The sequence below is a fragment of the Streptomyces catenulae genome (genome assembly GCF_000718015.1).
Lineage (GTDB): Bacteria > Actinomycetota > Actinomycetes > Streptomycetales > Streptomycetaceae > Streptomyces > Streptomyces catenulae.
Genome location: NZ_JODY01000001.1, coordinates 148,792 through 169,191, shown reverse-complemented (window position 1 = coordinate 169,191; position 20,400 = coordinate 148,792). Strand labels below are relative to the sequence as shown.

Below are 20,400 nucleotides of genomic sequence, written 5' to 3'. Positions count from 1 at the left end.
TTACTTGCTCTCCTCGGTGCGGGCGGTGGTGGTGAGGGCGGGTTCGTTGCCGCCCAGGAGCAGGTAGAGGACGGCCATCCGGATGCTGACACCGTTGGTGACCTGTTCCACGGCGGTGCAGCGCGGCGAGTCGGCGACCTCGGCGGTGATCTCCATACCGCGGTTCATCGGGCCGGGGTGCATCACGATCGCGTCCTCGGGCATCCGGGCCATGCGCTCGCCGTCCAGCCCGTAGCGGCGGGCGTACTCGCGCTCGGTCGGGAAGAAGGCGGCGTTCATCCGCTCGCGCTGCACGCGGAGCATCATCACGGCGTCGGAGGTGGCGAGGACCGCGTCGAGGTCGTACGAGACCTCGCAGGGCCAGTTCTCCACGCCGATCGGCACCAGCGTGGGCGGCGCGACGAGGGTGACCTCGGCGCCGAGCGTGGTGAGCAGATGGACGTTGGAGCGGGCGACCCGGCTGTGCAGGATGTCGCCGACGACCGTGATCCGGCGGCCGGAGAGGTCCTTGCCGAGCCCGGCGTCCGCGCCGACCAGGCGGCGCCGCATGGTGAAGGCGTCCAGCAGCGCCTGGGTGGGGTGCTCGTGGGTGCCGTCACCGGCGTTGACGACGGAGCCGCCGATCCAGCCGGAGGTGGCCAGCCGGTGCGGGGCGCCGGAGTCGTGGTGGCGGATGACGACGGCGTCGGCGCCCATCGCCTCCAGGGTGAGGGCGGTGTCCTTGAGGGATTCGCCCTTGGAGACCGACGACCCCTTGGCGGAGAAGTTGATGACGTCCGCGGAGAGACGCTTGGCGGCGGCTTCGAAGGAGATCCGCGTCCGGGTCGAGTCCTCGTAGAAGAGGTTGACGACGGTGCGCCCGCGCAGGGTGGGAAGTTTCTTGATCGGCCGGTCGGCGACCCGGGCCATCTCCTCGGCGGTGTCGAGGATCAGAACGGCGTCGTCGCGCGTGAGGTCGGCGGCCGAGATGAGGTGACGCTTCATCCGGTTTCTCCGTGGGTGGGAAAGGCGTACGGGTATGTCCGCCGGGAGGGCAGGCAGCGGTACGGCCCCGGCCGTACCGGGTCCGTGGGGTGGCTGCGCTAGCGCTCGCCGGTCCGGGTGGGCCGCTCGGTCGCCGCGGCGTCGGCGGAGCCCGTGCCGAGCAGCACGGCGTCGCGGCCGTCCTCCTCGGAGAGCTGGACCTTGACGGTCTCCCGCAGCGACGTGGGGAGGTTCTTGCCGACGTAGTCGGCGCGGATCGGCAGCTCGCGGTGGCCGCGGTCGACGAGAACGGCGAGCTGGACGGCGCGCGGCCGGCCGATGTCGTTCAGGGCGTCCAGGGCGGCGCGGATGGTGCGGCCGGAGAAGAGCACGTCGTCGACGAGGAGGACGACCCGGCCCTCGATGCCGTCACCGGGGATCTCGGTGCGGGCGAGCGTACGGGCGGGGCCCAGGCGCAGGTCGTCGCGGTACATGGTGATGTCGAGCGAGCCGACCGGGATGGCGCGGCCGGTGATCTCCGCCAGCTTGGCGGCGAGCCGCCGGGCGAGGAAGACACCGCGGGTCGGGATGCCCAGGAGCACCACGTCGTCGGCGCCCTTGGCGCGCTCGACGATCTCGTGGGCGATACGGGTCAGCATCCGCGCGATGTCCGGGCCTTCGAGCACCGGGCGCGCGGGCACCTGCGGGGTGACGTCGGATGCGTCGGTGGATACGCGTACGTCGGAATTGCTTGCGTCCATGCGAAACGGACCTCCTTCTCCGCCTCACGGGACGGACCTTAAAGGACGTCGGGTGTACCGCCGTACAGGCTAGCAGGGCCGCCCGGGAACCCCCGGGCGGCCCCCGGAAGCCCCTGCGGACTCCCCCGGCTTGACGAACGAGGATTACGCTGCGTAACCTCACAGTGAGTTACCAGCCGCGCGGCGGTGCCGCATATCGATTCGATTCAGGTGTCTGGGGAGCTTTATGTCCAGCGAATACGCCAAACAGCTCGGGGCCAAGCTCCGCGCCATCCGCACCCAGCAGGGCCTCTCGCTCCACGGTGTCGAGGAGAAGTCGCAGGGCCGCTGGAAGGCCGTGGTCGTCGGCTCGTACGAGCGCGGTGACCGCGCCGTGACGGTGCAGCGCCTCGCCGAGCTGGCGGACTTCTACGGCGTGCCGGTGCAGGAGCTGCTGCCCGGCACCACCCCCGGCGGCGCCGCCGAGCCCCCGCCGAAGCTGGTGCTGGACCTGGAGCGCCTCGCCCACGTCCCGCAGGAGAAGGCCGGCCCGCTGCAGCGCTACGCCGCCACGATCCAGAGCCAGCGCGGCGACTACAACGGCAAGGTCCTCTCGATCCGCCAGGACGACCTGCGCACCCTCGCGGTGATCTACGACCAGTCCCCCTCGGTGCTGACCGAGCAGCTGATCAGCTGGGGTGTGCTGGACGCCGACGCGCGCCGCGCGGTCGCCCACGACGACCTCTGAGCCGTCCCGCAACAGCAGCAGACCACCGAACCGCCGTCCCGGAGCACCGGGGCGGCGGTTTCGCGTGCTCCCGGCCCCCCGGACGGCCCGTACGGCGGCCGGGACCGGGGCCCGCGCGCGAGGGGCCCGGGGACACGCGAAGGGCCCGGAGCGCCTGTACTGCGCGCTCCGGGCCCTTTCACGGGTGCCACCGGGGGTGAAGCCTCGGACGGCCGCGGTTATCGCGTCTCGCGCCGCAGGCTCGGCTTCAGGTCCTTCAACCGGCCCAGCAGACCGTTGACGAAGGCCGGGGAGTCGTCCGTGGAGAACTCCTTGGCCAGCTGCACCGCTTCGTCGATGACCACCGCGTCGGGCGTCGCGTCCACCCAGATCAGCTCGTACGAGGCGAGCCGGAGGATGTTGCGGTCGACGACCGGCATCCGGTCCAGCGGCCAGTCGACGGAGTAGGTGTCGAGCAGCTCGTCGATGCGGGAGATGTGCTCCGCATACCCCTCGACCAGCTCCAGGGTGAACTCGTTGACCGGCGGCTGCCGCGGGTCGGTCCGGGCGTGCCGCATCCAGTCCGCGAGCACGGACTGCACGTCGGCCCCGCGCTGATCGGCCTCGAAGAGGATCTGGAAGGCGCGCTTACGGGCCTTGTTACGAGCGGCCACGGTTAGCTGTTCACCCGGCCGAGGTACTCACCGGTGCGGGTGTCGACCTTGATCTTCTCGCCCTCGGTGATGAAGAGCGGGACCTGGATCTCGTAGTCGGTCTCCAGGGTGGCGGGCTTGGAGCCGCCGGTGGAGCGGTCGCCCTGGACGCCCGGCTCGGTGTGCTTGATGGTCAGCTCGACGGCGGCCGGCAGCTCGACGTAGAGCACCTCGCCCTCGTGCTGCGCCACCACGGCCTCGAAGCCCTCGAGGAGGAAGTTCGCGGCCTCGCCGACGGCCTTGCGGTCGACCATGAGCTGGTCGTAGGTGTCCATGTCCATGAAGACGAAGTAGTCGCCGTCCATGTACGAGAACTGCATGCCGCGCTTGTCGACGGTGGCCGTCTCGACCTTGACGCCGGCGTTGAAGGTCTTGTCCACGACCTTGCCGGAGAGCACGTTCTTGAGCTTGGTGCGGACGAAGGCCGGGCCCTTACCGGGCTTGACGTGCTGGAACTCGACGACGGACCAGAGCTGGCCGCCTTCGAGCTTGAGCACCATGCCGTTCTTGAGGTCGTTCGTGGAAGCCACGGTTGCGGAATCTCCTGGACTGCAGGTGGTGGGTACCGAGAAACCGCCCGCAGCGAGCCCGGTGGCTCACAGGGCGAGCAGCTCCTTGGTAGTGATCGTGAGTAGCTCGGGTCCGCCGTCCGCCTCGGGGCGGACGACGAGGGTGTCGTCGATCCGGACACCCCCACGGCCCGGGATGTGGACCCCTGGCTCGACGGTGACCGGCACGCAAGCGTCCAGTTTACCCATGGCCGCAGGTGACAACTGAGGGTCCTCATCGATTTCGAGCCCCACGCCGTGTCCGGTCCACGGTCCCAGCCGCTCCCCGTGCCCTGCGGATTCCAGCAGATGGCGGGTCACCCGGTCCACCTCACGGCACTCCACACCCGGCGCCAACGCCTCCCGACCGGCTCGCTGGGCTGCGAAAACAAGGTCGTACAGCTCGATCTGCCAATCCGCGGGCGTGGTGCCGATGACGAAGGTCCGGCCGATCTCGCAGCGGTAGCCGCGGTAGTTCGCGCCGAGGCCGACGCTGAGGAAGTCGCCCTCCTCGACCCGGCGATCGGTGGGCAGATGCCCCGGACGGCCGGAGTGCGGGCCGGTCGCCACCGAGGTCGCGAACGCCGGGCCGTCCGCGCCGTGGTCGACGAGGCGGCGCTCCAGCTCCAGGGCGAGATGCCGCTCGGTACGGCCCACCAGGATCGACTCCAGGAGTTCGCCCAGGGCCTGGTCGGTGATCTCCGCGGCGATGCGCAGACAGGAGATCTCGTCGTCGTCCTTGACCAGCCGCTGCCCCTCGACCGCGCAGGCCACATCGGTCAGCCGCAGCCGCGGCGCGGCGCGGCCCAGCGCCCGGTGGCGGGCGACGGTCAGATGGTGTTCCTCGACGGCGAGGGTGGCGGCCCCGGCCTTCGCCGCGAGATCGGCACCGGCCACCACGGGGTCGCCGTCGCGGGCGGGCAGCACCGTGACACGGACGTCCTCGGCGGGGCGTCCCTCGGACGGGTCGCCGGTCAGCGGGGCGCCGCAGAGCAGCACGTCCGCGGCGGGGCCCAGGAGAAGTGCGGCGCCGGAGGGCGCGCAGCCGGTGAGATAGCGGACGTTGGCGGGGCGCGAGATCAGGGCGGCGGTGCTTCCGGTCGCCGCGCAGCGGTCCCGCAGCCGCGTGCGCCGGGCCGCGTGCAGCTCGGACATATCCCGAGCTTACGGGCGAATCACCCCACGGGCCGGTCGGGCGCCGCCGGGCGGGGTACCCGGCCCGGACCGGCCGCCTCCGCCCACCGGCGCCGCCGGACGGTCACCAGCTCGGCGGCGAGGCGAGGCTGCGGGCGAGGACGTCGTCGAGCATCCGCGCGGTGGTCGCGACGTCGTGCTGGGAGTTGTCGATGATCGGCAGGCCGGAGCCGTACCAGCCCGCCATCCGGCCGTGTATCCGGGCCACTTCCTCGTCGGAGAGGCGGCGGTTGCCGGAGCGGCGGGCGTTGCGCTCCAGGACGATCTCCAGGCCGGGCAGCAGCACGATCGGCAGCAGCCCCGGGCCCACATGGCGCTTCCAGCCGCCGAGACCGACGACCGGGCGGTCCGGGAAGACGGCGTCGTCGAGGATGCAGGAGATGCCGTTGGCGAGGAAGTTGCGGGCGGCGAAGCCGCAGGTACGGCGGGCCAGGCGGTACTGCGCCTCGGAGTGGTCGTTCCACCCCTGCTGCGGGTCGGCGAAGCCGGAGCGCACCCATTCGCGGACGTCGTCGAGGCTGATGTGGGCGGTGGGCACCCGGCGGCAGTCGGCCCAGTGGCGGGCCACGCTGGTCTTGCCCGCCCCGGCCGGGCCTATGAGCAGCACGGCGACGGCGGTGTGCGCGGCGTCGGGGGCGGCGGTGCCCGCCGGGGGGCTGGGCAGCGCGACGGGGGCGCCGGGCGGCAGCTGGATGTGACCGGTGGACCCGGCGGTGCCCGTGGTGTCCGCGGCGGGCGGCGCGGACTGCGGCGGCGGGGCGCTCCAGCCGGGCTGCGCGGCACCGGGGTGCCCGGCACCAGGGGGCGCGCCGCCCGGCCCGCCCGCTCCCGGATGCCCGGTCCCGGGAGGTACGGCGCCCGGGTGCGGGCCGCCGGGCGGTGCGGACGGGGACGGCGGCGGGCCCGGCGGGACGGGGTGACCGGGGCCGGGGGTCCAGCTCTGGGTCGCTCCCTGCTCCTGCGTCTGATGACGGGGCGGCAGCGGAGCCCCCACTGCGTACTGCATCCGGTGGTCTCCGTCTCGTGGGATCGACTGGGTGCGGTGCGCGGAGCCGGGCGGCCGTCCGGCACACCGGGCGCCCGCCGGGCGGGCCGGTGCGGCGCCGTGGCCGCGGTCCGTGCGGTACTGCTGACGAACGGTACCGCCCCCGGCGCTCACGGTGTGAACGGCCGGGGGCGGCGGAAGGTGCCTCGCCGGGCGGGGCCGGGACTTTCCGGACACGCCCCGGGCGGTCGGTCAGTCGGTCAGCTCCTCGGCGACCGCGCGCAGCGCCAGCCGGTAGGAGCCGATGCCGAAACCGGCGACCGTACCGCTGGCCACCGCCGCGAGGACCGAGTTGTGGCGGAACTCCTCGCGGGCGTACGGGTTCGAGATGTGCACCTCGACCAGCGGGGCGGTGCGCTGCGCCGCCGCGTCCCGCATGGCGTAGGAGTAGTGCGTGAACGCGCCGGGGTTGATGACCACCGGGATCGCGCCGTCCGCCGCCTCGTGCAGCCAGCGGACCAGCTCACCCTCGTCGTTGGTCTCCCGCACCTCGGTGTCCAGGCCCAGCTCCTTGCCGAGCCGGGCGCACTCCGCGACCAGACCGGCGTAGGAGGTGGCGCCGTAGACGTCCGGCTCGCGGGAGCCGAGGCGGCCGAGGTTGGGGCCGTTGAGGACCAGCACCCGTCGGCTCATGACCGTCCCCCGCTCCGTTCGGCCCGGCGTGCGCCGGGGGCGTACCTCTCGGTGGTTGTCCCGCGCCGCCCGTTCACTCGGCGATCTCCGCGTGCGCGGCGAGCAGCATGGCCGGGTCCGGGCCCTCCAGGACGGTGGGGCGGGCCAGACCGTCCAGGACGATGAAGCGCAGCCGGTCGCCGCGGGACTTCTTGTCGACCTTCATGGTCTCCAGCAGCTTGGGCCACTGGTCGCCGCGGTAGGTCAGCGGCAGGCCGACGGCGGCCAGCACCGCGCGGTGGCGGTCGGCGGTCGTGTCGTCCAACCGGCCGGCGATCCGGCCCAGTTCGGCGGCGAAGACCATGCCGACGGAGACGGCCGCGCCGTGGCGCCAGTTGTACCGCTCGTTCTTCTCGATGGCGTGCGCCAGGGTGTGGCCGTAGTTGAGGATCTCCCGCAGCCCGGACTCCTTCAGGTCCGCGGAGACCACCTCCGCCTTGACCCGGATCGCCCGCTCGATCAGCTCCTGGGTGTGCGGCCCGTCGGGGCGCCTGGCGGCCTCCGGGTCGGCCTCGATCAGGTCGAGGATGCCGGGGTCGGCGATGAACCCCGCCTTGATGACCTCGGCGAGCCCGGAGACGTAGTCGTGCACCGGCAGCGAGTCGAGCGCCGCGAGGTCACAGAGGACCCCGGCGGGCGGGTGGAACGCGCCGACGAGGTTCTTGCCCTCGGCGGTGTTGATGCCGGTCTTGCCACCGACCGCCGCGTCCACCATGCCCAGGACGGTGGTCGGCACCGCGATCCAGCGCACCCCGCGCAACCAGGTGGCCGCGACGAAGCCCGCGAGGTCCGTGGTGGCGCCGCCGCCGACGCCGACGATGACGTCGCTGCGGGTGAAGCCGGTCTGGCCGAGCGCCTTCCAGCAGTACGCGGCGACCTCGGCGGTCTTGGCCTCCTCGGCGTTGGGCAGCTGGATCGCGATGGCCTCGAAGCCCTGACCCGCCAGGTCCTCACGCAGCGCCTCACCCGTCGCGGCCAGCGCCTCCGGGTGCAGCACCGCGACGCGCTTGACGCCGTCCCCGATCAGGGTGGGCAGCTCCCCGAGCAGCTGCCGCCCGACGAGCACGTCGTACGGTTCGCTGCCCGCCGTACCACCGACGTGGATACGGGTGGCCTGCTCCGTCATGCCTCTTCCTTCCTGCGGGCGGCGCGCGGGTCCTCGCCCGCGGCCCGCCCCGGCTCCAGTGCGTCGAGGACCGCCTCGGCGACGTCCTCGGGGGTACGGCCGCCGGTGCTGACCACGGCGGACGCGACCTCGGTGTACAGGGGGCGGCGGGCCTCCATCAGCTCGCGCCAGCGCTGGCGCGGGTTGACCGCGAGCAGCGGCCGCGGCGCGTCCAGGCCGACCCGCTTGACCGCGTCGGCCAGCGCGACGTCCAGGAAGACGACCGGCAGCCCGCGCAGCAGCGCCCGCGTCGAGTCGTCCATGATCGCGCCGCCGCCGAGGGAGAGCACGCCCGCGTGCCCGGCGACGGCGGCGCGGACCGCCTGCCGCTCCAGCTCGCGGAAGTGCGGCTCACCCTCGTCGATGAAGATCTCCGCGATCGGCTTTCCGGCCGTCTCGACGATGTCGGCGTCGGTGTCGCGGTAGCCGACCCCGAGCCGTTCGGCGAGGAGGGCGCCCACGGTCGACTTGCCCGCGCCGGGCGGGCCGACGAGGACGGCGCGCGGCGTCACTTGATCGCCAGGTTGTCGAGGTACGCGCGGACGTTGCGGCGGGTCTCCGGCACGCTGTCGCCGCCGAACTTCTCGACCACCGCGTCCGCCAGGACCAGCGCCACCATCGCCTCGGCGACGATTCCGGCGGCCGGCACCGCGCAGACGTCCGAGCGCTGGTGGTGCGCCTTGGTCGGCTCGCCGGTGGTGACGTCGACCGTCGCCAGCGCCCGCGGGACCGTCGCGATGGGCTTCATCGCGGCGCGCACCCGCAGCAGTTCGCCGGTGGTCAGACCGCCCTCGGTGCCGCCGGAGCGGCCGGTGGAGCGGCGGATGCCGTCCTCGGTGGCGACGATCTCGTCGTGCGCCTGGGAGCCGGGCACCCGCGCCAGGTCGAAGCCGTCGCCGACCTCGACGCCCTTGATCGCCTGGATGCCCATGAGCGCACCGGCCAGCCGGGCGTCCAGCCGCCGGTCCCAGTGGACGTGCGAGCCGAGGCCGACGGGCACGCCGTACGCCAGGACCTCGACGACGCCGCCGAGGGTGTCGCCGTCCTTGTGGGCCTGGTCGATCTCCGCGACCATCGCCTCGCTCGCGTCCGCGTCCAGGCAGCGCACCGGGTCCGCGTCCAGCTTCTCGACGTCGGCGGGGGTCGGCACGACGCCGTACGGGGCCTTCGCCGCGGCCAGCTCGACGACGTGCGAGACGATCTCGATCCCGGCGGTCTCCTTGAGGAAGGAGCGGGCGACCGCGCCGAGCGCGACCCGGGCGGCGGTCTCCCGCGCGGAGGCGCGCTCCAGGATCGGGCGGGCCTCGTCGAAACCGTACTTCTGCATCCCGGCGAGGTCGGCGTGGCCGGGGCGCGGCCGGGTCAGCGGGGCGTTGCGGGCCAGTTCGGCCAGCTCCGCCTCGTCCACCGGGTCGGCCGCCATGACCTGCTCCCACTTGGGCCACTCGGTGTTGCCGACCATCACGGCGACGGGCGAGCCGAGCGAGCGGCCGTGGCGGACGCCGCCGAGGAAGGTGACCTCGTCCCGCTCGAACTTCATCCGGGCACCGCGGCCGTAGCCGAGCCGTCGCCTGGCCAGCGCGTCCGCCACCAGATCGGTGGTGATCGGGACGCCGGCCGGGAGGCCCTCCAGCGTCGCCACCAGTGCGGGGCCGTGGGACTCCCCCGCCGTCAGCCAGCGCAACCTGCTCAACGGTGCTCCTTTTGTCCTGCTCCTGCGCCTACGTCTACTCCCCCGATCCTCCCACGTCACGGCGGGCGGACGGCGCCGCGTCCAGGGAACGGACCGGGCGGGCGCGACGGGTCAGCGGGCGCCGAGGGCCCGCTCACCCGCCGCACGCATCGCGGCCAGCGGCGCGGGGGCGCACCCGGTCATCAACTCGACCTGGAGGACCGCCTGGTGCACCAGCAGGTCGAGACCGCCGACGACCGCGCCGCCGCGGGCCGACCAGGCGGCCGCCAGGGCGGTGGGCCAGGGCTCGTACAGCACGTCGAAGAGGGTGCCGGGCGTCTCGGGGACGGCGGTGGCCAGCGCGTCGGTGGTGCCCGCCGGGGTGGTGGCGACGACCAGCGGGGCGTCGAACGCCTCGGCCGCCGCCTCCCAGGGCGCGGTGGTGACCGCGACGCCCAGCCGCTCGCCCCAGCCGCGCATCTCGGCGGCGCGCGGCGCGCTGCGGACGTACGCGGTGACCTCGCCGGTGCAGATCTGGGCGAGGGCGGCGAGCGCCGAGGAGGCGGTGGCTCCGGCGCCGAGGACGGCGGCGCGTTCGACCCGGGTCACCCCGCGTTCGCGCAGCGCCGCGACCATGCCGGGGATGTCGGTGTTGTCGCCGGTGCGGCGCCCGTCGTCGGTGAGGACGACGGTGTTGACGGCTTCGACGGAGGCGGCGGTGGCGCTGATGCCGTCGAGCAGCGGGATGATCGCGCGCTTGAGCGGCATGGTCAGCGAGAGTCCGGCCCAGCTCGCGTCCAGCTTCGCCAGGAAGGCGGGCAGCGCCGCCTCGTCGATGTCGAAGCGGCCGTACTCCCAGCCGTCCAGGCCCAGTTCGCGGTAGGCGGCGCGGTGCAGGACCGGCGAGAGGGAGTGGGCGATCGGCGATCCGAGAACCGCCGCCTGCTTGCTGTCCGTCACTGCCTTGCCCTCAACCATTCTGCTTCGCTGCCCGCTGCCGTTCGTTGAACTGCTGCACGAGCTTGTTGTGGTCCGTGAGATTGGTACTGAAGTCGGTCTTCTTTCCGTCGACGGAGATGAAGAAGAGCCACTTCTGGGAGTTGTCCGGGTCGATCGCCGCCTTCAGCGCATCGGCGCCCGGGTTGCCGATCGGCCCCGGCGGGAGACCTCGGTAGAAATAGGTGTTGTAGGGATCGTTGTAACTCCGGATCTCACCGATCCCGATATTGATCTTGCTCTGGTTCTTCAAGTAGTTGTACGTCGAGTCGAATTCGAGCTTGGGGGTGACACCCGCATTGCTCGGATCGAGCCGGTTGTAGATGACCGCGGCCATCTTGCGGAAGTCCTCATGGGTCATTCCCTCCGCCTGCGTGAGGCTGGCGACGCTCAGCAGCTGGAGCGGGGAATCGAGGTGGTACTTCTTGGCATTCGCCACCATGTTGTAGCGGGCGTACTCCTGACCGGCCCGCGAAACCATCTGTTTCAGCACGTCAGTGGGGGTGGCATGGCCGCCGACGTTGTACGTCGAGGGGTAGAGGAACCCTTCGAGCGGGTCCTTTATCTCCGAGGAGTCGTTGGCCCAGGAAGGCAGTCCGAGTTGCTTGAGATTCTTCTCGGCGGCGGCCTTCGTGGTGCCGGATTTCACCCGGAGCTTCTTGTCTATGAGGTCGTACACGGCACCGGCCCGCAGCCCCTCCTGAACCGTCAGGCCGTTACGGCTCTTCGGGTCCAGCATCAGCTCCACGGCGGACGCCGCCGACATCCGCAGACGCATCGAATAACTGCCGGGCTGGAGACCGGAGCCCTTCGGGTTCTCCCCCGCCGCGGCGGTGAAGGCGTCCACGCTCTTGACGACGCCTTCCTTCTTGAGAATCTGCCCCATTTGCTGGAGCGGCGCCCCGTCCGGAATCTCCACCTGGAGCGCGCCGGAGCCCTCGCCCGCGAAGTCCGGGGGGCTGGCGATACGGCTCTCGTAGAAGCGGTAGCCGACGTATCCGGCGCCGCCGACACCGGCGGCGATCACCACGGCGATGAAAAAACGGGCGCAGCCGCCCCGGCGCTTGGTCTTCTTGCCGCGGCTCTCGTGACCGGAGCGGTCGTCGGTCGCACGGTCGTCCTCGTCGTCCGCGTCCGGCCGGTCGTCCGCCGGGTCGTCGGCGAAGAACGCGTGGTCGGGGTCGGGCTCCCGCCCGCCGTCCCGCTGCCAGTCGTCCTCCGGCCCGTCCGTACGGGGCGCCGCCTGCGGAACCGGGCCCTGCTCGTGCGGCGGATAGGGCTGCGCGTGCGGGTGCGGCTGCGCGTGCGGGTCACCGTATGCCGGGTCCTGCGGGTACCCCGGGTCGTACGGATACTGCGGCTCCTGCGGATACCCGGGCTGACCTGCGTATCCCTGGTCCTGCGGGTATCCGGGGTACTGCGGCTCCCCCGGGTAGGGCCGGTCCTGCGGGTACTGCTCGTACGGCCCCTGGTCGTAGGGACCGCCCGGGTTCTGGGCGTATCCCTGCGGCTCGTGCGGGGGCGGGTAGCCGGCGGGTGCGGCGTACGGATCGGTGTAGGGACCGGTCAGCGGGTCGTGCGGCTGCTGGGTGCCGTACGGGTCGTACGGGGCGCCGCCGGATGCGGTGCCGTCCCAGCCGCCGTCGTACCGCGGAGGGGCCGGGGCGGTGCCCCGGCCGCCCCACGGGGAGCCCTGCGCGTGCCCTCCGTAGGACCCCTGGTCTCCGTAGAGCGGGTCCTCGGGATGCCACGGTTCGGAGTTGTAGCCCCGGCCATACTCGGTCATCGATCCCCTTGAGCCGAGAGACGGGCGCGCTCCTGTCCAGCGCTGATGTGGTTCCGACCCGCCTCTACCTGCGCGGCTCGTCTCAGCCGCGTCGCATCGCGGAACGTTACCGTACTGCCATCAGATGACCACTCGGATGCATTCACCCGGAGCCCGGCCCGAGGTCCGTTCCGTCTCCAGCGCGCTCTGCAGGATCACCACCGCGGCCGCCTGATCGACGACCGAGCGGCCCTTCTTGCTGCGCACCCCGGAGGCCCGGAGCCCTTGTGCGGCGGTCACCGTGGACATCCGCTCGTCGACGAGGCGTACCTCGATCGGGGCGATGTTTCCGGCCAGTACCTGGGCGAAGGCCCGGACCTTTGCCGCGGCGGGCCCCTCTCCCCCATTCAGGGAACGCGGGAGCCCGACGACGACCTCCAGCGGCTCGTACTCCTCGACGATCGCCTTGAGGCGACGGTGCGCCGCCGGGACGTCCCGTCCGGGGACCGTCTCGACCGGGGTGGCGAGGACCCCGTCGGGGTCGCACGAGGCGACCCCGATCCGGGCGTCCCCGACGTCCACGGCGATGCGCCGACCGCGTCGAATCTCACTCACGTGCTCAGGCCACCTCGGCGACGAGCCGCTCGACGGCTTCCAGCGCCTCGGGCACGGCCGCGGCGTTCTGGCCACCGCCCTGGGCGACGTCCGGCTTGCCGCCGCCGCCACCACCGAGGGTCTTGGCGGCCGTACGGACCAGGTCACCGGCCTTGATGCCACGCTCGCGGGCGGCTTCGTTGGTGGCGATGACCGTGACCGGGCGGCCGCCCGCCACCGAGAACAGCGCCACGACGGCGGCGCGGTCGCCGGGGATCCGGCCACGGACGTCCAGGACGAGCTTGCGCAGATCGTCGGCGGAGGTGCCGTCAGGGACCTGGGCGGCGGCGAGGGCCACCCCTCGGACGTCCTTGGCCTCGGCGGCGAGACCGGCGGCGGCCTGGAGGACCTTCTCCGCGCGGTACTTCTCGATCTCCTTCTCGGCGTCCTTCAGCTTGGCGAGAACACCGGAGATCTTCTCGGGCAGCTCGTCCGGACGGCCCTTGACCAGCTCCGTCAGCTGCGAGACGACGGTGTGCTCGCGGGCGAGGAACTTGTACGCGTCGACGCCGACGAGGGCCTCGACCCGGCGGACGCCGGAGCCGATCGACGACTCGCCCAGCAGCTTCACCAGGCCCAGCTGGGCGGTGTTGTGGACGTGCGTACCGCCACACAGCTCCTTGGAGAAGTCGCCGATCGTCACGACGCGCACCCGGTCGCCGTACTTCTCGCCGAACTCCGCGATGGCGCCCTGCTTCTTGGCGTCCTCCATGCTCATGACCTCGGCGTGCACATCCAGCTCACGCGAGAGCACCTCGTTGATCTTCTGCTCGACGTCGGTGAGCACGGCGCCGGGCACGGCAGTCGGCGAACCGAAGTCGAAGCGGAAGCGGCCCGGGGAGTTCTCCGAACCGGCCTGGGCGGCGGTCGGGCCCAGGGCGTCACGCAGCGCCTGGTGGGTGAGGTGGGTGGCGCTGTGGGCGCGGGCGATGGCCCGGCGGCGGGTCACATCGATCGCGGCGTACGCGGCGGAGCCGACCACGACCTCGCCGACCTGGACGACACCCTTGTGGACCACGACACCGGGGACCGGCTTCTGGACGTCGCGGACCTCGACGACGGCGCCGGACTCCAGCTTGATCCGGCCGGTGTCGGCGAGCTGACCGCCGCCCTCGGCGTAGAAGGGGGTGCGGTCCAGGACGATCTCGACCTCGTCGCCCTCGTGGGCGGCGGGCGCGGAGACGCCGTTGACCAGCAGACCGACGACGGAGGACTCGCCCTCGGTGGCGCGGTAGCCGGTGAACTCGGTGGCGCCGGAGGCGTCGGCGACGGCGCGGTAGGCGGAGAGGTCGGCGTGGCCGTGCTTCTTCGCCTGGGCGTCGGCCTTGGCGCGCTCCCGCTGCTCCTTCATCAGGCGGCGGAAGCCGTCCTCGTCCACGGAGAGGCCCTGCTCGGCGGCCATCTCCAGGGTGAGGTCGATCGGGAAGCCCCAGGTGTCGTGGAGCAGGAACGCCTTGTCACCGGCGAGCACGGTGCCACCGGCGGCCTTGGTGTCGGTGACGGCGGTGTCGAGGATGTTGGTACCGGCCTTCAGCGTCTTGAGGAAGGCGGCCTCCTCGGCGAGGGCGACGGTCTCGATGCGGCGGCGGTCCTCCAGCAGCTCCGGGTACTGCTGGCCCATCGTCTTGATGACGGTGTCCAGCAGCTCGGCGACGACCGGGCCGGTGGCGCCGAGCAGACGCATGTTGCGGATGGCACGGCGCATGATGCGGCGCAGGACGTAGCCGCGGCCCTCGTTGCCCGGGGTGACGCCGTCACCGATGAGCATCGTGGAGGTGCGCATGTGGTCGGCGACGACGCGGAGCGAGACGTCGGTGTCGCCGGTGGCGCCGTAGCGGACGCCGGTCAGCTCGGTGGCCTTGTCGATGACGACACGGAGGGTGTCGGTCTCGTACATGTTGCGGACGCCCTGGAGGATCATCGCCAGGCGTTCCAGGCCGAGGCCGGTGTCGATGTTCTTGCTGGGCAGCTCGCCGAGGATCTCGAAGTCCTCCTTGCCGATGCCCGCACCCCGCTCGTACTGCATGAAGACGAGGTTCCAGATCTCGACGTACCGCTCGTCGTTGACGGCCGGGCCGCCCTCGACGCCGAACTCCGGGCCGCGGTCGTAGTTGATCTCGGAGCACGGTCCGCAGGGGCCGGGGACGCCCATGGACCAGTAGTTCTCCTTCTTGCCCAGGCGCTGGATGCGCTCCTTGGGCACGCCGATGACCTCGTGCCAGATGCGCTCGGCCTCGTCGTCGTCGAGGTAGACGGTGATCCAGAGCTTCTCCGGGTCGAGGCCGTAGCCACCGTCCTCCTGGGAGCCGGTCAGCAGCTCCCAGGCGTTCTTGATGGCGCCTTCCTTGAAGTAGTCGCCGAAGGAGAAGTTGCCGCACATCTGGAAGAACGTGCCGTGGCGGGTGGTCTTGCCGACCTCTTCGATGTCGGGCGTACGCACGCACTTCTGCACGCTGGTGGCGCGCGGCCACGGCGGCTTGACCTCGCCGAGGAAGTACGGCTTGAACGGCACCATGCCCGCGGGGACCAGCAGCAGCGTCGGGTCGTCCGCGATGAGCGACGCCGACGGCACGACGGTGTGCCCGCGCTCCTCGAAGAAGCGCAGCCAGCGGCGGCGGATTTCAGCCGACTCCATCAGTGGTCCTCATTTCCAGTCGGTCCGGCGATCCCGGACGGTCCGGTCGCTCTCGTGGTGGGGTGGGGTGTGTCGAGCACTGCGCGGGAGCGCGGTGCGGGCAGTTCGCGGGCGTCACCGGGCGCGGTCAGGCCCAGCGCTTCGTGCAACTCTTCCTCACGGTCCGCCATTCCCGTACGGACGTCCAGCGCGAAGCGGCGCAGCCGGTGTCCGGTCTCGACGGCCTTCTCCGCGGCCTGCGCGGCGAGGCTGTCGGGCTGCAGCCGACGCAGTTTGCGGTTGACCTTGGTGGTGGCCCAGACGCCGGCGGCGGCGCCGGTGGTGAACCAGAATGCGCGGCGGAACATCGCGGTGATCAGTCCTTGGAGCGACGGTTGCGGCGCGCGCCGCGGCGGGCGCCGGGGAGGGTACGGCCGACGACGACGGTGCGCTCGGGATCCGGCGCGCCCTTCTTCCCGATCGCGCGGCGTACGCCGTAGCCGAAGGCGGCGACCTTGACCAGCGGTCCGCCGAAGGCGGAGGAGACGGTCGAGGAGAGCGCGGAGGCGTTGGCGGTGACCTCCTGCACGTCGGAGGCGATGGCGTCGACGCGGGCGAGCTGGGTGTGCGCCGAGCGGACCGTCGCGGACGCGTCGGCGAGCAGCGGAACGGCCTGGTCGGAGACTTCTGCCACCATCTTCGTCGTCGCCTTGAGGGTCTGTGCGAGCCTCACCAGCACGAGGGCGAGGAACGACACGAGGATCGCCCAGAAGACGGCGACCAGGATCCCCGCCACCTCTCCACCGGTCACGCTGGCACCACTCTCCGACACTCTCCGACGGGGCATCCGCACTGTCCCGCTCCGGCTTCCGTCCTGCTCGAACGGCACCCTTGACCCTATCGCGCCGGGACGGCGCGGCCGACCGGATTTGCGGGCGGCGGGCAGGCGGCCGGAGGGAAGGCGACCGGCCGATTGTACGGTCCGGGCGGTGGCCGCCCCGCGCACGGCCTGGGCGCGCGGCGGCCCGGACCCGCGGCCGGGAACGGCGACGGCCCGCCGCACCGTCCCCGCGAGCTGCGGGGAGGGGCGGCGGGCCGGAAGGTGCCGGTGGCTACGCCTGGCTCAGCGGGCGTAGTACTCGACGACGAGCTGCTCGTCGCAGATCACCGGGATCTCCTTGCGGTTGGGGTCCCGGTCGAGGCGGAACGCCAGCGCCTGGAGGTTGACCTCCAGGTAGCGGGGGGTCTCGCCGTCGGGGGCGTAGCCGCCCTCGCGCGCCACCTGGAAGGGGTGCTTCTCGCGGCTGCGCTCGCGGACCATCACGACGTCGCCGGGGCGGACGCGGAAGGAGGGCTTGTCGACCTTGCGGTCGTTCACGGCGATGTGGCCGTGGACGACCATCTGGCGCGCCTGGTAGATCGTGCGGGCGATGCCCGAACGCAGGACGAGCGCGTCCAGACGGCGCTCCAGCTCGACGATGAGGGCTTCGCCCGTCTTGCCTTCGACCTTCCGAGCGCGGTCGTAGGCACGCGCCATCTGGCGCTCGCTGATGTCGTACTGCGCACGCAGACGCTGCTTCTCGAGCAGACGGACCTTGTAGTCACTGTTCTGCTTGCGGCCACGGCCGTGCTCGCCGGGCGGGTAGGGACGGGCCTCGAAGTACTTGACGGCCTTCGGCGTCAGGGCGATGCCGAGCGCGCGGGACTTCTTGACCTTGGGACGCGACTGGTTCACGTGGAACGGACCTCCGTGTAAGTTAGGTGAGGCTTACCTTAGCGCGAGGAGAACGCATGTTTCGACCTGGGATCCCCCTGCCCGATGCCGCTCAGGGCACCGAGGCGGGTCAGCCGCGTCCCGTGGAAGACGCCCGGCCATCGGCGGCCGAGCGCGTACGCACCCTCGTCGAGTCCAATGGTATGGGTTCGCTGAGCATTCCCGGAGTCGAGGACCCCGACCCCAGCGGGCTCTCGGCACCGGTCTGCCGGACCGTGACCCCCGAGGGAGACGTGCTGTTGCTGGCTCCTGGCGACTCCGCGGCCGCCCGCGCGGCCGCGTACGCCCAGGACGACGACCTGGCAGCCGTGATGGAGATCACCGATGTCGCGCCGGTTTCGGTGCCCCACCGGGTCCGCGGACGCGCCTGGGTGGCGGGCTGGCTCACCCCCGTACGCAACGGGGACCGCGCCCGCTGTGCGGCGCTGCTCGCCGAGCGGCACCCCGTCGGCGAGCTGCTCGGGATCGGTGAGGCCGTCCATCCGCAACCGGCGCCGGGCATCCCCGGGCGGGCCGGATGGCTGATGCTCCGGTTGGAGGTCGGCGAATGCGCGGTGGACGACCTGTGGGGCGCCGAAGCCGTCGAGCCGGAGGAGTTCGCCGAAGCCGTGCCCGATCCGCTCGTGGTGCACGAGGCCGAACTGCTCCAGCATCTGCACTCCGCGCACGGGCCGCAGGTCCGCGGGTTGTGCGGCCTGCTCGGCGAGCGGAGCGCCACGGTGTGCGGCGCCCGCGACGAGGCCACGCCGGTGGCCCTGGACCGCTTCGGGCTGCGGGTGCGCTTCACCGGTGCCGGGAAGGCGCCGTTCGACGCGCGCTTCGACTTCCCCGAGCCCGTCCGCGACGTCGCCGAACTGCGGCGCGCGATGCACCTGCTCTTCGAGGCGGCGGAGGGGTGACACCCCGGGGCTCCGGCGCCACCGGCTGACGCCGCGCCCTCAGCTCTCCGCGGAACCGCCCCGCAGTCGCGCCCGGACCCGGTCGGCGACATCGGCGTAACGTGCCTCGGCGCCGTGCCGGGTCGGGGAGTAGTACCGCTTGCCGTGCACCGCGTCCGGGGCGTACTGCTGGGCCGCGATGCCGCCGGGCAGATCGTGCGGGTACTGATAGCCCTTGCCGTGGCCCAGCTTCTCGGCGCCCTTGTAGTGGCCGTCGCGCAGATGCGGCGGTACGGGACCGGCCTGACCTGCGCGGACGTCGGCGAGCGCCGCGTCTATCGCCAGATAGGCGGCGTTGGACTTGGGGGCCAGGGCGAGCGCGATGGTGGCCTGACTCAGCGTGATCCGGGCCTCCGGGAAGCCGATCAGGGCGACCGCCTGCGCCGCGGCCACCGCCGTCTGCAGCGCGGACGGATCGGCCAGCCCGATGTCCTCGCTCGCCGAGATCATCAGCCGCCGCGCGATGAACCGCGGGTCCTCCCCCGCCTCGATCATCCGCGCCAGATAGTGCAGCGCGGCATCGACGTCGGAGCCGCGGATGGACTTGATGAGCGCGCTGGCGACGTCGTAGTGCTGATCGCCGTCCCAGTCGTACTTCACCGCGGCGCGGTCGACCGACTCCTCCAGCGTCTGCAGGGTGATCTCCGCCTCGCCCTTGGCCAGCGCCGAGCCCGCGCCCGCCTCCAGCGCCGTCAGCGCGCGCCGGGCGTCACCACCGGCGATCCGCAGCAGATGCGCCTCGGTGTCCTCCGGCAGCGTCACCGCACCGCCCAACCCGCGCTCCGAGGTCAGCGCCCGGCCCAGCAGCCCGCGCAGATCGTCGTCGGTCAGCGGCTCCAGGGTGAGCAGCAGCGAGCGGGAGAGCAGCGGGGAGATCACCGAGAAGTACGGGTTCTCCGTGGTGGCGGCGATCAGGGTGACCCAGCGGTTCTCCACCGCCGGGAGCAGGGAGTCCTGCTGGGCCTTGCTGAAGCGGTGGATCTCGTCGAGGAAGAGGACGGTCTCCTTGCCGAAGCCGCCCGAGGCGCGGCGCGCGCCGTCGATGACCGCCCGCACCTCCTTGACGCCCGCGGTGATCGCCGACAGCTCCACGAACCGCTTGTTGGTCGCCTGGCTGACGACATACGCGAGGGTGGTCTTGCCGATGCCGGGCGGGCCCCACAGGAAGACCGAGGACGGGCCCGCGGGCCCGCCGCTGCCCTCCCCCACCAACCGCCGCAGCGGTGAGCCCGGCTTGAGCAGATGCTGCTGGCCCACGACCTCGTCGAGGGTGCGCGGACGCATCCGTACGGCGAGCGGGGACCCCGCGGGGTCCTTCTCCTGACGGTCTTCGGCGGCGGCGGTGAACAGGTCGGGCTCCACGCTCACGAGCCTATGTCACCCCACTGACAACGCCGCCCGGCCGCCGGTCCGCGCGGGACCGGCGACCGGGCGGCGGACCGGGCGCGGGGTGACTCAGAGCAGCGACGACCAGTACGACCACCAGCGGGTGAGGATCAGCAGCCCGATGGTGCCGTACCAGAGCACCGGGACGACCCAGTGGAACTCCAGCACCGCGCCGCGCAGTCCGGCGGGCACCGGGATGATGCGGTGCTTGATGTTGTGGACGGTGGTGTACCAGAACATCAGGAGCGTGGCGCACCAGGTGAGCGTGCACCACAGGCACAGGGCGTTGATGTGGTACAGCGACTGCGTCATCAGCCACATGCAGAACACCGTGCCCAGCAGGGTGCCGATGTTGAGGCCGATCCAGTAGAAGCGGCGGTAGCGGGCGCCCGCCAGGAGACCGACGCCGATCGCGACGACCACGGGGAACGCGAGCATCCCGGCCATCGGGTTCGGGAATCCGAAGACCTCGGCCTGGGCGCTCTGCATCACGCTGCCGCAGGAGATGATCGGGTTGAAGCTGCACGCGGGCTTGAAGTTCGGGTCCTTCAGCAGCTCGATCTTGTCGGTCGTGATGACCCACGACGCGAGGATGCCCAGCGCACCGGTGATCACCAGCAGCCAGGAGAGTCCGCGGCCCGCCCCGATCGGGCCGCGGTCGCGGTCGTCGTCGGTGGACACGTCGTCAAGCGCTGTCGTCGTCATATCGCGGTTCCGTCGATCCCTTGTGGGGTGGGGTGGACAAGCGGGCCCGCGGGCAGCGGCCGCTTCCACATTCTGCCCCACCGACCGTGCGTGCCACCGTTCGAAGGACATAAAGAGGAACGCGCGCGA

Annotated in this window: 21 protein-coding genes; 2 read left to right on the top strand and 19 right to left on the bottom strand. The window is 72.0% G+C overall.

The features are described 5' to 3' along the window. Nucleotides 1-984, bottom strand: coding sequence for an aspartate carbamoyltransferase catalytic subunit (locus IF23_RS0100735; RefSeq protein ID WP_030278581.1), 984 nt, complete (start codon nucleotides 982-984; stop codon nucleotides 1-3). Between the two features lie 98 nt (nucleotides 985-1,082). After that, nucleotides 1,083-1,622: a bifunctional pyr operon transcriptional regulator/uracil phosphoribosyltransferase PyrR gene (pyrR, locus tag IF23_RS0100730; protein WP_245654859.1), complete on the bottom strand. Its 540-nt coding sequence runs from the start codon at nucleotides 1,620-1,622 to the stop codon at nucleotides 1,083-1,085. Nucleotides 1,623-1,950: 328 nt separating this feature from the next. Here pyrR and bldD point away from each other — a divergent pair, with 328 nt between their 5' ends. Then, on the top strand, nucleotides 1,951-2,451 hold the full coding sequence (gene bldD, locus IF23_RS0100725) for a transcriptional regulator BldD (protein WP_030278578.1): 501 nt from the start codon (nucleotides 1,951-1,953) through the stop codon (nucleotides 2,449-2,451). 218 nt (nucleotides 2,452-2,669) lie between these two features. Here the strand turns inward: bldD and nusB are convergent, their stop codons facing one another. The 15 genes from nusB to rpsD form a co-directional block, all read right to left on the bottom strand. Beyond that, the gene (gene nusB, locus IF23_RS0100720) at nucleotides 2,670-3,104 is read right to left on the bottom strand and encodes a transcription antitermination factor NusB (RefSeq protein ID WP_030278576.1); all 435 of its coding nucleotides are present in this window, start codon (nucleotides 3,102-3,104) and stop codon (nucleotides 2,670-2,672) included. Nucleotides 3,105-3,106: 2 nt separating this feature from the next. Beyond that, entirely contained in the window at nucleotides 3,107-3,673 is a 567-nt protein-coding gene (gene efp, locus IF23_RS0100715; RefSeq protein ID WP_030278574.1) for an elongation factor P, read from the bottom strand. Nucleotides 3,674-3,739: 66 nt separating this feature from the next. Continuing rightward, nucleotides 3,740-4,846, bottom strand: a complete 1,107-nt coding sequence (locus tag IF23_RS0100710) for an aminopeptidase P family protein (RefSeq protein ID WP_030278572.1) — start codon at nucleotides 4,844-4,846, stop codon at nucleotides 3,740-3,742. A 103-nt stretch (nucleotides 4,847-4,949) separates the two neighbouring features. Further along, entirely contained in the window at nucleotides 4,950-5,891 is a 942-nt protein-coding gene (locus IF23_RS0100705) for an AAA family ATPase (protein ID WP_030278570.1), read from the bottom strand. A 231-nt stretch (nucleotides 5,892-6,122) separates the two neighbouring features. Further along, complete coding sequence (aroQ, locus tag IF23_RS0100700) at nucleotides 6,123-6,563, bottom strand: type II 3-dehydroquinate dehydratase (RefSeq protein WP_030278568.1); 441 nt, start codon at nucleotides 6,561-6,563, stop codon at nucleotides 6,123-6,125. Between the two features lie 73 nt (nucleotides 6,564-6,636). After that, nucleotides 6,637-7,728: a 3-dehydroquinate synthase gene (gene aroB / locus IF23_RS0100695; protein WP_030278566.1), complete on the bottom strand. Its 1,092-nt coding sequence runs from the start codon at nucleotides 7,726-7,728 to the stop codon at nucleotides 6,637-6,639. Further along, nucleotides 7,725-8,279, bottom strand: a complete 555-nt coding sequence (locus IF23_RS0100690; protein WP_030278563.1) for a shikimate kinase — start codon at nucleotides 8,277-8,279, stop codon at nucleotides 7,725-7,727. Before IF23_RS0100690 ends, aroB begins: the two co-directional genes overlap by 4 nt. Then, a complete protein-coding gene (gene aroC / locus IF23_RS0100685; RefSeq protein WP_030278562.1) occupies nucleotides 8,276-9,460 on the bottom strand; it encodes a chorismate synthase in 1,185 nt (394 codons plus the stop codon). Before aroC ends, IF23_RS0100690 begins: the two co-directional genes overlap by 4 nt. Before the next feature lie 111 nt (nucleotides 9,461-9,571). Continuing rightward, nucleotides 9,572-10,399, bottom strand: coding sequence for a shikimate dehydrogenase (locus IF23_RS0100680; protein WP_359041006.1), 828 nt, complete (start codon nucleotides 10,397-10,399; stop codon nucleotides 9,572-9,574). Nucleotides 10,400-10,409: 10 nt separating this feature from the next. Then, nucleotides 10,410-12,221, bottom strand: a complete 1,812-nt coding sequence (gene mltG / locus IF23_RS0100675; RefSeq protein WP_030278557.1) for an endolytic transglycosylase MltG — start codon at nucleotides 12,219-12,221, stop codon at nucleotides 10,410-10,412. 120 nt (nucleotides 12,222-12,341) lie between these two features. After that, nucleotides 12,342-12,806 (bottom strand): Holliday junction resolvase RuvX, encoded by a 465-nt coding sequence (ruvX, locus tag IF23_RS0100670; RefSeq protein WP_030278556.1) that lies wholly within the window; start codon nucleotides 12,804-12,806, stop codon nucleotides 12,342-12,344. A 13-nt stretch (nucleotides 12,807-12,819) separates the two neighbouring features. Then, a complete protein-coding gene (alaS, locus tag IF23_RS0100665) occupies nucleotides 12,820-15,489 on the bottom strand; it encodes an alanine--tRNA ligase (protein WP_030278554.1) in 2,670 nt (889 codons plus the stop codon). Further along, nucleotides 15,489-15,836, bottom strand: coding sequence for a DUF6167 family protein (locus IF23_RS0100660; RefSeq protein WP_030278552.1), 348 nt, complete (start codon nucleotides 15,834-15,836; stop codon nucleotides 15,489-15,491). Before IF23_RS0100660 ends, alaS begins: the two co-directional genes overlap by 1 nt. An 8-nt stretch (nucleotides 15,837-15,844) precedes the next feature. Further along, on the bottom strand, nucleotides 15,845-16,279 hold the full coding sequence (locus tag IF23_RS0100655) for a DUF948 domain-containing protein (protein ID WP_211266104.1): 435 nt from the start codon (nucleotides 16,277-16,279) through the stop codon (nucleotides 15,845-15,847). Nucleotides 16,280-16,591: 312 nt separating this feature from the next. Beyond that, complete coding sequence (gene rpsD, locus IF23_RS0100650; RefSeq protein WP_030278547.1) at nucleotides 16,592-17,203, bottom strand: 30S ribosomal protein S4; 612 nt, start codon at nucleotides 17,201-17,203, stop codon at nucleotides 16,592-16,594. A gap of 182 nt (nucleotides 17,204-17,385) precedes the next feature. Between rpsD and IF23_RS0100645 the strand changes: the two genes are divergently transcribed. Continuing rightward, nucleotides 17,386-18,141: a DUF2470 domain-containing protein gene (locus IF23_RS0100645; protein ID WP_030278545.1), complete on the top strand. Its 756-nt coding sequence runs from the start codon at nucleotides 17,386-17,388 to the stop codon at nucleotides 18,139-18,141. A gap of 39 nt (nucleotides 18,142-18,180) precedes the next feature. On the opposite strand, the gene IF23_RS0100640 is transcribed toward IF23_RS0100645, so the two are convergent. Both IF23_RS0100640 and IF23_RS0100635 read right to left on the bottom strand, forming a co-directional pair. Further along, nucleotides 18,181-19,542 carry a replication-associated recombination protein A gene (locus IF23_RS0100640; protein ID WP_037677015.1) on the bottom strand — a complete coding sequence of 454 codons (1,362 nt, stop codon included), beginning with the start codon at nucleotides 19,540-19,542 and terminating at the stop codon, nucleotides 18,181-18,183. 93 nt (nucleotides 19,543-19,635) lie between these two features. Beyond that, the gene (locus IF23_RS0100635) at nucleotides 19,636-20,271 is read right to left on the bottom strand and encodes a vitamin K epoxide reductase family protein (protein ID WP_030278541.1); all 636 of its coding nucleotides are present in this window, start codon (nucleotides 20,269-20,271) and stop codon (nucleotides 19,636-19,638) included. Nucleotides 20,272-20,400 lie beyond the last annotated feature (129 nt).